This window comes from Pseudofrankia coriaricola (genome assembly GCF_001854805.1).
GTDB lineage: Bacteria > Actinomycetota > Actinomycetes > Frankiales > Frankiaceae > Pseudofrankia.
Genome location: NZ_MBLO01000147.1, coordinates 74,517 through 86,688 on the forward strand (window position 1 = coordinate 74,517; position 12,172 = coordinate 86,688).

A 12,172-nucleotide genomic window follows, 5' to 3' on the forward strand; every position below is an offset into this window, starting at 1 on the left:
GAGGCGGTGGTCGCGATGCGGGTGGATGGGACGGCCGGGCCCGAAAAACGTTCCGGTGGCCACGGCGCGTCGGGCCGTGGGGCGTCGTCAGGTGGCGGTGGCACCGAGGGGCCCGGCGGCGCCAAGCTGGAGGGCGCGGCAGCCACCAGGGCGGGTGAGCCGCGGAGCGGGCGGACGAACCAGCGGTCGCAGCGGTTCGTCACGCTGCACGGCTATCGTCGCGCCTACCTGCGCGCCGGGCGTGGCCCGGCCGTGCTGCTCATTCACGGCATCGGGGACAGTTCGGCGACCTGGAAGCCGGTGCTGTCCAGGCTCGCCCGCAGGCACACGGTCATCGCGCCCGACCTGCTCGGCCATGGCCTGTCCGACAAACCACGTGGCGACTACTCCCTCGGCGGGTTCGCCTGCGGGATGCGTGACCTGCTGACCGTGCTCGGCATCGACCGGGTCACCGTGGTTGGGCACTCGCTGGGTGGCGGTGTGGCCATGCAGTTCGCCTACCAGTTCCCCGAGCGCTGCGAGCGGCTGGTGCTGGTCGGTACCGGCGGCGTCGGGCCCCAGCTGCACCCCGCCCTGCGGCTGGCGGCCACTCCGGGCGGGGAGGCGCTGCTTTCGCTGCTTCGGCTGCCGCCGGCCCGCCTCGCCGGCCGGGGCGTGTTCGGTGCGCTCAGTCTGCTGGGGGCCGACCTCGGCCGGGACGCGGCCGATCTCGGTCAGGTGTTCGACGCGCTGACCGCGCCGGGCGCGCGGGCGGCGTTCCTGCGCACGCTACGGGCCGCCGCGGACTCCCGCGGCCAGGCGATCACGATGCTCGACCGCTGCTACCTGGCGCAGGGGATGCCGACGCTGATCATCTGGGGCGAGCACGACGCCGTGATTCCGGTCACACACGCCCGGATCGCCCACGAGGCGATGCCTGGTAGCCGGCTGGAGATCTTCCCCGACGCCGGCCACTTTCCCCACCACACCGACCCCGATCGGTTCCAGGCCGTCCTGGAGGACTTCCTCGCCACCACCCGCCCGGCGAGCCATTCGGCCCGCAAATGGCGCGCGCTGCTGCGCTCGCGCTCCCTGCCACCCGGCGAGCCCCTCGCGGGTGCGGTGGGCACGGACTCGACGGCCCCGGCCGGCCAGGGCGCGGCCACCGACCGCCCGGGGGCGCTCGGCGGCGGGACGCGTGGCGCCCGCGGCGCGCGTGTGGGGACCGCCCGGGCGGCGCAACGGCCGGCGAAGCCCGGTCGACCGGTGGAACGGACCGAACCGGCGGAATCGGCGGAACCCGCGGCGAGAACGGAGCACACCGAGCTGCTGGGACGTTTCTACAAAGCGGGATGAGTCCGCGCCCGGGCGGGCAACGTGCTGTCCGAAGGAGTCGTGGTGGCTTTCGGTGGCGTCGACAAGCAAGGCGGCGGTGACCCAAAGATGAGTGGATCATGTCTCCCACCCGGTCGGCGGTGGCATGAGTGTCCGAACGGGTCGGACCGCGCGGGCCCGGCCGTATCGGGCGCCGCGCGCCGGTCGGCGATGCCCGTGGCCCGTGGTGGTCAGCTACTGGTAAGGCCAACGCCAGTGACAAGCGGCACGGGTAAGTTCCACATTTAGTCTCCAGGAAGCGCTACCGTAGAGTTAGGCCTGTCGGCCACCGGCAATCTGACCAATGTTGGTGACCAGTCCCGGCGGCAAAGCTGGTGACGAGGCTGGCGACGAGGGACGGTGCGAGCCGCCTTGTTCGCCGAAGGGGTTATGTGGACACCCCGATGGACTATTCGGAGGTCGATCCTTGGCACGCCGTGCACGTCTCAGCTGGCCGGATGAACGCCGGGGGGCGAGTGAGGTAGTGGTGACGCGGTTCGATCCGGGCCGCGGCTGGACCCTCGAGCAGGCTCGCGACCTGGTACGCCAGGGTTACTCGGTGGATAATGTCGCGGAGCGGACTGGCTTTCCGTCGCAGATGTTGAAAGTCGCGGCCGTCGACGAGGACTGAACCTAGCCTGTCAGATTGCCGATGCCGATTTGCGAGGGTTAGGTTCAGCGCCCGACGGCGTGTCTTGCGGTGACGGTCACGAGACGGTCGACGTGGTCCGAGTAGACGGCGTCCAGGCCGTAGCCGAGCAGCCGGGCGAGCGTGGCTGGGCGCTGCGCGTCCCAGCCGAAGGCCAGCAGGCCGTGGTCGTGCAGCACTTGGGCTATCGGGGCGGTGGGCGCCACCCACTCCCGGGAACGCAGATTTAACGCGGTCACTCCGGCGGCACGCAGTTCGTGCGCGTAACGGCCGATTCCGCCGGCCGCCCGGACCTCGCGCATCGACGTGGAGTTGACCAGGCGCACATCGGGGTCGAGCTCGCGCCAGACGCGCAGGCTACCCAACGGGCCACATATCCACAGGCGGCGTGGCGCGTCCGCGCCGGCCGCCCGCGCCACGGCCAGCACCGCGGCCACGGTGGCGTCGGCCGCCCTGCCCGCCGGCGTCTTCACGTCCAGGCTGAACTCGAAGCCGGTGCCGAGCGCCCGGTAGAACGAGGACAGCGTCGGCAGCCAGCTCGGCAGCGCGTCGGCGGGCAGCGCCGTCACGTCACGGCGCAGCCTCGGCGGCCCATACACCCCGTCATGATGCAGTACGGGCACTCCGTCGGCGGCGAGCCAGGCGTCCGACTCCAGCCCCGTCGCCCTGTTCGCCAGCGCGCGGGCGAAGGCCGCCAGCGTGTTCTCCCGCTGGTACCAGGCGGGTGCCCCCCGGTGCGCGAACCCGATCGGCCCGCGTCGGGCGGTCGGCACCGGGCCGACGTCCGGGCCGTCCATGCGTCACCGTCCATGTCGTCGCTCTCACCGAGCGAAGGTTGGTGCCGAGGGGCCGCGGAGCGGCCCTGGCGGGAGCGCCGGGCGCGGGCCCGCCGGCCGGCGCGCGGGGCTGTCGGCGACCACCCCGCCGATCGGTGAGGCGGCCCGACGGCACGCCGTCAGCGCCTGGAGCCGCTCGTCACGAAGGAGGCCAGCGCCGCCTCGTGCAGGTGGCCGTTCGTCGAGAGCACCGTGCCGTGCCCGGCCCCGCGCCGGCCGCGCAGGTCGGTGAACCGGCCGCCGGCCTCCTCGACGATGACCTGCAGCGCGGCGAGGTCCCACAGCGAGACGACCGGCTCGGGAGCGACGTCGACGGCGCCCTCGGCCACCATCATGTGCGACCAGAAGTCGCCGTACGCCCTGGTCCGCCAGACCTGGCCGGCGAGGTGGAGCAGCTCGTCGAGGCGCCCACGCTCGGTCCAGCCCTCCAGCGAGGCGAACGACAGGAACGCGTCCTCCAGCCGGGACACCGAGGACACCCGCAGGGCCCGGGTGTCGCCGGTGGCGGTGCGGGTGAACGCGCCGCCGCCGCTGGCCGCCCACCACCGCCGGCCCATGGCCGGGGCGCTGGCGACGCCGACGACCATCTCACCGTCCACCTCGAGCCCGAGCAGCGTCCCCCAGACCGGGACGCCCCGCACGAAGTTCTTGGTGCCGTCGACCGGGTCGAGGATCCAGCGCCGCTGGGCGTCGCCGGTCAGCCCCTCCTCCTCGCCGAGCACCGCGTCGTCCGGACGGGCCACCGCCAGCCGCTCCCGGATCATCGACTCGACGGCCGTGTCCGCGTCCGACACCGGGGTGTTGTCCGGTTTTGACTCCACCCGCAGATCCACCGCCAGGAACCGAGCAAGCGTGATCTTGTCGGCGGCGTCCGCGAGACTCAACGCCAGGGCAAGGTCGTCGGCCGGCGTGGGCCAGCCGTCCGCGGCCGGCTCGGTCGCCGAACCGGAGTTGGTGGCGGAGTCGGCCGCCGCCGGGTCAGACAGCTTCACGGCTGTAGAGCCTACGGTTCCTTTCCTGCCGATTCTCCTTCCCCACAGGTCGCCAGTACCGGGGTCGAGACCGATCGGCCAGGTGCTTCGAATCGGTGGCCGGAGGCGATCCGCGGGGACCCGCGGACGGGGGTAGACCTTGAAGCGCGGCGGATCTCGGCCTGTGACGGTGGTGAGCAGGTCAGAAAGTAGACCGTGAAATGGAGGCGGGGTCACCCGCGGCCGTGGCGAGCGGGCCAGAAGGCGGACCTTGAAATGAGACGGGTCTCACCCGACGACGGCTGGGCAGAAAAATGAGAGACAGCTCTCATCCCTCCTTCCCCACAGATCGCCCATGTCTGGGGCCGGGCGGATCTGTGAGGTGCTGCCAGTCCATGGCTGGAGGCCGATCCGCGGGGACCCCGCGGGCAGCTAGGCCGGGAAGAGGGGGGTAGTCCTCATCCGCCCCGAGCGGCGAGAAGGCGGCGCAGGCTGGTGAGTCGGGCGGGGTCGGCGTGGCCGTCGCGGGCTGCCTGGTCCAGGGCGCAGTCCGCGAGGCCTTCGGCGTGGGTGCAGCCGGGGGGACAGTTGGCGGCGGCTTCGGCCAGCTCGGCGAACGCGGCGAGCACCCTGGCCAGGCTGACCGCCCCGAGCCCGAACGAGCGCACCCCCGGGGTGTCCACCACCCAGCCGCCGCCGGGCACCGGCAGGGCCACCGCGGCCGACGAGATGTGCCGGCCCCGACCGGTCACCGCGTTCACCTCGCCGATCTCCCTGGCCGCGTCCGGGACGAGCCGGTTGACCAGGGTGGACTTCCCGACCCCACTGTGACCGAACATCACACTCACCCGGTCGGTGATCAGCGCCCGTAGCTCGGCGGGGTCGACGTCCGGGCGGCTGGTGACGATGGTCACGCCGAGCGGCCGGTACAGGTCGCGCAGCTCCTCGTCGCCCGCGAGGTCCGCCTTGGTCAGGCAGAGCACTGGGTCGAGACCACCGTCGTAGGCGGCGACCAGGCAGCGGTCGACCAGGCCGGTACGCGGCGGCGGGTCGGCGAGCGCCGTCACGATGATGAGCTGGTCGGCGTTCGCGACGATCGGCCGCTCGGTCGGGTCGGTGTCGTCGGCGGTGCGCCGCAGCACGCTGGTGCGCTCGGCACGGCGCACCATCCGGGCGAGCGCGCCCGGATCGCCGGACACGTCACCGACGAGCGCCACCCGGTCGCCGACGACGACCGGCACCCGGCGCAGGTCCCCGCCCCGGATCGCGGCGACCACGGCGCCGGCAAGGTCCGCCCGGCCGTCCGGCAGGGTGCGCCGGCAGCTGTAGCGGCCCCGGTCGACGGCGACCACCACCGCGTCGACGGCGTCGGCATGCTCGGGGCGCTCGCGGGTACGCGGCCGTGAGCCGCGCCCCGGGCGGGTGCGGACGTCGTCCTCGTCGAGGTCGCGCCCGCTTCGTCGCGCGCCGCTCATCCAGTGTCGCTTGGGGCCGAATGCGGGCCGGTGTTGCTTGAGGCCAGGTGCGGGCCGGCGAGCATCGCTGCCCACATGGCCGGGAACTCGGGCACCGTCTTGCCCGTCGTGGCGATGTCGTCGACCGTCACCCCCGGCACCGCGAGGCCCACCACGGCGTAGGTCATGGCGAGCCGGTGGTCGGCGAGCGGGTCGAGCCGCGCCCCGCGCAGCGGCGCCGGCCGGATGGCCAGGCCGTCCTCGGTGACGGTGATGTCGGCGCCGAGCCGGCCGAGCTGGTCGGCGAGCGCCCCGAGCCGGTCGGTCTCCTGCAGCCGCAGGTGGGCGATCCCGCGCAGGCGGGACGGCGAGTCGGCGAGCACGGCCAGCGCGGTGAGGACCGGGGCCGCCTCGCCGACGTCACCGAGGTCGGCGTCCAGGCCGCGCAGGCCGTCGCCGGCGCGCACGCGCATGCCCGCGGGCGTCCGCTCGGCGCGCGCGCCCATCTGCTCCAGCAGAGCGGGCAGCATGCGGCCGGGCTGCGTGGTGACCTCGGGCCAGTCCGGGATCAGGACGTCCCCGCCGGTCGCCACCGCGGCGGCGAGGAACGGGGCGGCGCTGTTGAGATCCGGCTCGATCGCCCGGTCGTAGGCGCGCAGCGGGCCGGCCGCCACCCGCCAGGTCGGCGGCTGGCCGGCGGCGGCCGCCACGACCTCGACCGCCGCACCCGCCGCCCGCAGGTCGGCGACCGTCATGTCCAGGTACGGGCCGGAGGGCAGCCGGCCGCCGACGTGGCGGACCTCGACGCCCCGGTCATAGCCCGGCGCGGCCAGCAGGAGGCCGGAGATCAGCTGGCTGGAGCTGGAGGCGTCGACGGTCACCGGGCCACCGGGGAGGCGGCCCTGGCCATGGATGGTGAACGGCATCGCGTCGCCGTCGATGGCGGCGCCGAGGCGTCGCAGCGCGTCGAGCAGTGGGGTGAGCGGGCGCTCGCGCATCCGTGGGTCGCCGTCGAAGCGCGCGTCGCCGCGGGTCAGCGCGGCGAGCGCCGGGGTGAAGCGGGCGACGGTGCCCGCGTTGCCGCAGTCGACCGCGGTCGGGCCGCCGTCAGCGGAGCGCGAGCCGAGACCGCCCCGCACCACCCATTCCGTGCCCATGGCGACGGGAGAGGACTCCGTGTCCACCTCGATGCCGAGCGCCCGCAGCGCGCCGGCCATGAGCAGCGTGTCCCGGGAGCGCAGCGCGCCGCGCAGCCTGGAGACGCCGTCCGCCGCCGCGGCCAGGATCAGGGCCCGGTTCGTCCCGGACTTCGAGCCGGGCACCCGCACCACGGCCCGCACCGGACCGCTCGCGGTCGGCGCTGGCCACGGGTCGGCCGGAACACGTGTCGCTGTCGTCACGCCCTCTAGCATGCCCTCGCCCCCGCACTGATTCGCGGGCCGGTCCGCGGGTTCGACGGCTGCCCGACGCCTGAATGTGGGCGAATCGGCGCAGGCCGCGATCTAGCTCGGTCTTCTCGCGGAGGCGATGAGGTGGATACCGATGGACTCGCCTTCGCGCTCCGCGGCGAGTTCGACCTCGGTGCGAACCAGAGTGGGGAACGAGGACATGTCCGCTGACAGCGCCCGCTTCACCGCCTCGACGGACAGCACGGTGCGCGGCCGGACCCAGTCGACCTCCAGGCCGGCGCTCGTCAGCACGGCCTTGAGCTCCTCGGGCCAGAAGCACCGGGTGATCGTGCCGTCCTCCGCCGGGACGAGCACGACGTCGGCCCGTGGCACGTCGGAGAGCTCGGCCCAGCGGTGCTGCTCGGCCAGCCGGGCCAGGCCCAGCAGCAGCGAGTCGACGCACAGCAGCAACTGGCCGCCCGGCCGCAGCAGCCGGTGGATCTCCTCGAGGGTGCTCTCGGTGGCCAGGCAGAACGACAGTGCCCGTCCCTCGGCCAGCACCGCGTCGAACGACGCCGGCGCGAACCAGTCGAGGCTGCGGGCGTCGCCCACCACGCTGCGCAGCGCACCAGGCGGACCCCCGCCGGGCTGTTCGCCCGCGCGGCGCGCGCCGGACGCTGTCCTCGTCATCGCCTGCGAGGACGGCACCGACCGGCCGCGGCCGAGGGGCGGCGCCTGGCCACGTGCGCGCTCCCTGGGCCCCCCGAAGTCCCTGGGGCCCCGACCGGATCGGCCAAGGCCGGGACTCCCGCCGGATGGGCGAAGCCCGGCGCCCCCGCCGGATCGGTGCCAGGGTTCCTCCCAGACCGGTGCCAGGGTTCCTGCCGGGTCGGCGCCGGGATCCCTGCCGGATCGGCGAAGCCGATCGGGCAGGCCTGGAAGCCGGTCCGGGAAACCTGTTGGGAGGTCCGCGATCTGGGAGGTCTGCTGGGAGTCCGGCGATCTGGGAGTCCGGCGATCCATGAGGTCCGCCGGGAGGTTCGTGACCTGGGCGGCGTCACCGACGACGCGGATGACCTGGTGACCGGCCGCCACCATCTGCCGGGCGAACCGGTCACGCTGCCCGGAGACGTCGAGCACCCTTGACGGCGCGCCCGGCAGCCACTCGCGCAGCTGGACCGAGGCGACCTCGTCGTAGAACGACCAGTAGGGGTCGTCGCTGCCCGCGGGCGCCTCGCAGACCACGGTGGGTGCGAGGGGGCGACGAAACTCCGGATCACCAAGCTCAGGATCGGCGCCGGGACCAGAAAGCATGAACCATTCCTACCCTTCGAAGGGCCGCGATGCGAGGCATGTCACAGACCAGGGGCGGAAGCCTCAAACGTCGGAGGGTTTGCGGTCATCCTTCCTCCTGCCGCGCAGTGCACGGGCGGCGGGACCGCCCGTGATGTCGCGGGGAGGGCTTCGGTGGGGCTCACAGCACAACCTGATCTCATGACTCGAACCGTCGATGGCGCGACGCCCCGAGGTTGCTCCCAGAGCGGTGGAATCCGGGGTTCCTCCTCGATCGGCGAGGCTGATCCGGGAGGTCTGCCGGGAGGTCGGCTGGCAGGTCCAGCCACCCAGATCGCTATGGCCACATCCGCCGCCGCGCAAACCCCTGTTTCTGTGGACGGCGGACGGCTGCTCGTGGTTCCCGGTGTTGGCCAGCAGCTGGCCGCCAGTGCCGGCGGCGCGGCCGGCGGCACCGATGGCACACCGGTGGTGGTGCTGCTGCATGGCGCCGGGTCCGGCACCGACACGCCGCTGCTGCGGCGCCTGACCGAGCTGCTCGTCGTCGCGGGCGTCACCGTCGGCCGGCTGGAGATGCCCTACCGGGTCGCCGGCCGCAAGGCGCCCGACCGCCCGGCGCGCCTCGACGCCGTGCTCATGGCCGCCGTCGCGGCGCTGACCGGGGGTGCGCCGCCCGCCGAGGGCGCGCCGCGCCGGCTCGCGTTGGCGGGCGCGTCCATGGGTTCCCGGGTCGCGGTGCGCACCGCGAGGGCGGTCGGGGCTCGTGCGGTGCTGGCGCTCGGGTTCCCGCTGAACCCACCGCCCCCCCGGCCATCGCTTCGCGAGAGCCCGGGGACCCCTGCTCGCGACCGGCCCTCGCGCCAGGTGGAGCTGTCCGGCGCCGGCGTGCCGGTGCGCGTCGTCCAGGGAGAACGAGACTCCTTCGGCAGGCCAGAGCCCGATCCGCGGCGCGGCGTCGAGGTGGTCGTCGTGGCCGGCGCCGACCACTCGTTCAAGGTCAGGGTCCGGGATTGCCGTGCCGCCGAAGAGGTGATCGAGGAAGCCGCCATGCTCGGGGCGACCTGGCTGCTGCAGCGGCTGGACGTGCCCTCCTCGCCCGCCGGCGGCTCGGGGAGGCCGGTCTCGTAGCTTTCCCAGGCCCGCCTTCGACCGGTGGTCCCGACCAGGCCTGTCCAGGCCCGTCGTGGCCGTGACGGCCGGTCCGGCCGAAGCGCCGCCCGGACGACGGCGAGTCCTAAGGAGGCCCGGAGGCCTCCGGCCCGCCCGGTCAGGAATTCCTCGGGCCTGTCCAGGGATCCGCTCCAGGGATAGGGATCCGCCCTGAGCGGTCGCTCAGGAATCCCGGTCCGGTGGACCTGGGGAATCCCGAAGACGGCCAGGTGGTTGGCTGAGACGGAAGCCAAGGTCACGGAGGTCAGATTGACGTCTGAGAGCCAGCTGCGCCGGCCTGCCGCCCCGGCGGGGATGATCGGCGGTACAGGCCCATGGGCGGCCCGCGAGGTCGGCTCGTGGACGGGCGTACCTCCGCTGAGCGGGGTATCGTCACCACGGAAGGCCAGTGACAGCCGCTCGGCGCAGCCGATCACGCGATGGGAAGACGTGGCGGGCCGTGAGGCCCTGAAGGGCGACGTCCCGGCGGGCGAAGGCACGACGGACGAGAATCCGTCGGCGGCCGGCGACATCGCGACGACGGCGACGACGGCGGGCGGCCGGCGGACCAGCACGGTTGTTGACGTTCAGTCAGCTTCCCGGGGGCCCGCGACGTCGGCCGGGGAGGACCGCCTCCCGGGCCACCCGAGCGGTGAGGGAGTGATCCTGGTCGACGAGACCACCGAGGAGCGGGGCGCGCGATTCGAGCGTGACGCCCTTCCCTACCTCGACCAGCTGTACGCGGCCGCGCTGCGGATGACGCGCAACCCGGCGGATGCCGAAGATCTTGTTCAGGAGACCTTCGTCAAGGCGTTCGCGGCCTTCCACCAGTTCCAGGAGGGCACGAACCTCAAGGCCTGGCTGTACCGCATCCTCACCAACACCTTCATCAACAACTACCGGAAGCGCCAGCGCCAGCCGCTCCAGAGCCCGACCGAGCAGGTCGAGGACTGGCAGCTCGCGGAGGCGGAGTCGCACACCTCGACGGGTCTCAAGAGCGCAGAGATGGAGGCGCTCGAGCACCTGCCAGACAGCGACATCAAGGAAGCGCTCCAAGCGCTCCCCGAGGACTTCCGGATGGCCGTCTACCTGGCCGACGTGGAGGGTTTCGCCTACAAGGAGATCGCCGAGATCATGGGCACGCCCATCGGCACGGTGATGTCCCGGCTGCATCGAGGCCGGCGCGGCCTGCGCAAGTCGCTGGAGCAGTACGCCAGGGAGCGCGGGCTGGTTCCCGCCGGCTCCCCTGGGAACGAGGGCGGTGCCTCGTGAGCTGCGGCCACCCGCACGACATCGACTGCCGCAAGGTTCTCGACGCGGTCTTTCTGTACCTCGACGGAGAGTGCGACGGGACCCAGCAGAACCTGATCCGCGCCCACCTCGACGAGTGCTCGCCGTGCCTGCGCGAGTTCGGCGTCGAGCACGAGGTGAAGCTGCTGGTGGCGCGCAAGTGCGGCGGCGACCGGGCCCCCGACTCACTGCGCGCCAACCTGCTGGTCCGCCTGCGCGCCGCGCGGGTCGAGGCCGACGCGACCACCAGTGAGCTGAGCGCCGAGTAGGGCAGCCAGGCCCGCGCGGAGCGCTGCCGGGCCGCCTTCGGCCGCTGAACGCCCTCCCCGGGTTTCGGCCCGGGTCGAGTCGAGGCGTATGACAGCGCCGGCACGATCAGCCATCGGCGAGCCGGCTGGGCTGGCGGCTCCGGCCGCGGAGCGCGCCCCTGCTGGGCCTTACTTACGGGCACCGCCAGGCTCAGCCGGCCTGCCAGCGGCGGCCTTGGCGCCCCTGCTGGGCCTACGGGCACCGCGCTTCCCAACCGGCCGGCCGTCGAGCAACGCTTGACGCTTGTGCCCGCTCGGCGGCCAGGCGGTGGGAACCCCCATGAGGGCCGCACTGCGGGCCGATGGGGGGCGTCTGTCAGGTGTTGGGGCGCTTGCCGTGGTTGGCCTTGCTCTTCGCGCGGGCGCGCCGCTTACGCTTCTTCTTCGCCATGCCGCGACCTCCTTCCCTTGCCTGTCGCCGCCTTGGGCGGCGGGCGCAGTGCGCCCGCCGTCGAACGCTTCGCGTCCGACAATGTAGCCCGGGGTGGGTGCGGCAGGCTGGGGACCCGCCTGATCACGGGCCGGTCCCGCGGCCGGGTTCCTTCGTGACGGACGTGGCGGTGGACGTTCCCGAGGAGGACGCGTCCGCCGGGCGCCCGGCGGGCAGGGCCGCCGTCGGTCGACGGGGCCGGCGAGTGGCGGCGGGGGAGCCGTCGCGGTCTCCCCGAGTGTCCGCGTCCGCGTCGTCGGCCGAGCCGTCTTCGTCGGTCGTCGCCGTGGCTCGCTGCCGCTGGCGGCGCCGGCGGGCGCGTTCGGCCCCTCGGGCGCGCAGCGTCCGGTTCGCCCGTACGGGCGCGAGCCCCGCGAACAGCGCCACGCCGGACACGATCAGCACGTCCCCGGCGCTGAGCACCGACGGAGCCACCCAGAAGGGAAACGGGATCACGTCGCCGAGCACACGCAGCCGGGTGTCGTCGCCCGCGAGCGTGTAGTACCGCGAGGACGCCACATCGTCCCGCTCAACCCCGGCCGAGCTGATCGCCGCCGTCGAGACCGGCATCTGGCCATGGTTCGCGCCGATCACCGCCGCATTCAGCGCCAGCCCGAAGAACAGCAGGAATAGTCCGGGAACCCGCCGGTTCGCCGCGGTCAGGGCAGCGGCGAGTGCGGCGGCGGCGATCCAGCCCACGGTCCGGGCGCTGTCCACAAGCGCGGCGATGACCAGCGCCAGGACGATGCCCGCGGCGAGCCAGCCGAGCCGTACCCGGATGCGTCCCAGGGCGTCGAGGGTCCCTCCGCGCAGTCGGGCGACCAGCAGGCCGATCAGCAGGGCGAGGACGAGAAGAACGAACACACCTGTAGTTTGCAAGCCAAGGCACTTCCACCGCTTCCGTGGGGTCCCGCCCGACCTTCGCCACGCCGGCTGGGCTCGCCGCGAAGCGGTTTTGCGATGGCGCTCCGCGACATCCGACGCCTGAAACGGTCTAGCGGCGTCAGCCGACTACGCTGGCAGACGGACCGGAGAGCCGGTGACGTGGGCG

General features: G+C 73.4%; 11 protein-coding genes and 1 pseudogene. 5 read left to right on the forward strand and 7 right to left on the reverse strand.

Translation table 11 applies throughout. The features are described 5' to 3' along the window. Positions 1-15: 15 nt before the first annotated feature. Both BCD48_RS20275 and BCD48_RS20280 read left to right on the forward strand, forming a co-directional pair. Positions 16-1,335, forward strand: a complete 1,320-nt coding sequence (locus tag BCD48_RS20275; protein ID WP_083418961.1) for an alpha/beta fold hydrolase — start codon at positions 16-18, stop codon at positions 1,333-1,335. A 505-nt stretch (positions 1,336-1,840) separates the two neighbouring features. After that, positions 1,841-1,984, forward strand: coding sequence for a hypothetical protein (locus tag BCD48_RS20280; RefSeq protein ID WP_241834383.1), 144 nt, complete (start codon positions 1,841-1,843; stop codon positions 1,982-1,984). Positions 1,985-2,028: 44 nt separating this feature from the next. Here the strand turns inward: BCD48_RS20280 and BCD48_RS20285 are convergent, their stop codons facing one another. The 5 genes and pseudogenes from BCD48_RS20285 to BCD48_RS20305 form a co-directional block, all read right to left on the reverse strand. Next, positions 2,029-2,799 (reverse strand): glycerophosphodiester phosphodiesterase, encoded by a 771-nt coding sequence (locus tag BCD48_RS20285; protein WP_071049984.1) that lies wholly within the window; start codon positions 2,797-2,799, stop codon positions 2,029-2,031. A gap of 158 nt (positions 2,800-2,957) precedes the next feature. Continuing rightward, positions 2,958-3,830, reverse strand: coding sequence for a histidinol-phosphatase (hisN, locus tag BCD48_RS20290; protein ID WP_312624161.1), 873 nt, complete (start codon positions 3,828-3,830; stop codon positions 2,958-2,960). Positions 3,831-4,267: 437 nt separating this feature from the next. Further along, the gene (gene rsgA / locus BCD48_RS20295; RefSeq protein ID WP_071049985.1) at positions 4,268-5,284 is read right to left on the reverse strand and encodes a ribosome small subunit-dependent GTPase A; all 1,017 of its coding nucleotides are present in this window, start codon (positions 5,282-5,284) and stop codon (positions 4,268-4,270) included. Next, positions 5,281-6,663: a 3-phosphoshikimate 1-carboxyvinyltransferase gene (gene aroA, locus BCD48_RS20300; RefSeq protein ID WP_083418962.1), complete on the reverse strand. Its 1,383-nt coding sequence runs from the start codon at positions 6,661-6,663 to the stop codon at positions 5,281-5,283. The genes rsgA and aroA overlap by 4 nt, the downstream gene beginning before the upstream one ends. A 102-nt stretch (positions 6,664-6,765) precedes the next feature. Continuing rightward, positions 6,766-7,287, reverse strand: a pseudogene (locus BCD48_RS20305) (methyltransferase domain-containing protein); the annotation flags it as partial. A gap of 1,053 nt (positions 7,288-8,340) precedes the next feature. Between BCD48_RS20305 and BCD48_RS20315 the strand changes: the two are divergent. From BCD48_RS20315 to rsrA, 3 genes are all read left to right on the forward strand, one after another. Continuing rightward, positions 8,341-9,072 (forward strand): alpha/beta family hydrolase, encoded by a 732-nt coding sequence (locus tag BCD48_RS20315; RefSeq protein ID WP_349308036.1) that lies wholly within the window; start codon positions 8,341-8,343, stop codon positions 9,070-9,072. Between the two features lie 471 nt (positions 9,073-9,543). After that, complete coding sequence (locus tag BCD48_RS20320) at positions 9,544-10,365, forward strand: sigma-70 family RNA polymerase sigma factor (protein ID WP_274536557.1); 822 nt, start codon at positions 9,544-9,546, stop codon at positions 10,363-10,365. After that, positions 10,362-10,652, forward strand: coding sequence for a mycothiol system anti-sigma-R factor (gene rsrA, locus BCD48_RS20325; RefSeq protein ID WP_071049988.1), 291 nt, complete (start codon positions 10,362-10,364; stop codon positions 10,650-10,652). Before BCD48_RS20320 ends, rsrA begins: the two co-directional genes overlap by 4 nt. Before the next feature lie 355 nt (positions 10,653-11,007). Here the strand turns inward: rsrA and BCD48_RS56755 are convergent, their stop codons facing one another. Continuing rightward, positions 11,008-11,082: a 50S ribosomal protein bL37 gene (locus BCD48_RS56755; RefSeq protein WP_369299096.1), complete on the reverse strand. Its 75-nt coding sequence runs from the start codon at positions 11,080-11,082 to the stop codon at positions 11,008-11,010. 123 nt (positions 11,083-11,205) lie between these two features. Next, the gene (locus BCD48_RS20330) at positions 11,206-12,000 is read right to left on the reverse strand and encodes a DUF5317 family protein (protein WP_241841874.1); all 795 of its coding nucleotides are present in this window, start codon (positions 11,998-12,000) and stop codon (positions 11,206-11,208) included. Positions 12,001-12,172: the final 172 nt, after the last annotated feature.

Excerpts from the sequence above, each read along its gene's own strand:
- BCD48_RS20285 (WP_071049984.1), bottom strand. The coding sequence starts at position 2,799 with ATGGACGGCCCGGACGTCGGCCCGGTGCCGACCGCCCGACGCGGGCCG.
- BCD48_RS20275 (WP_083418961.1), top strand. The coding sequence starts at position 16 with ATGCGGGTGGATGGGACGGCCGGGCCCGAAAAACGTTCCGGTGGCCAC.
- rsgA (WP_071049985.1), bottom strand. The coding sequence starts at position 5,284 with ATGAGCGGCGCGCGACGAAGCGGGCGCGACCTCGACGAGGACGACGTC.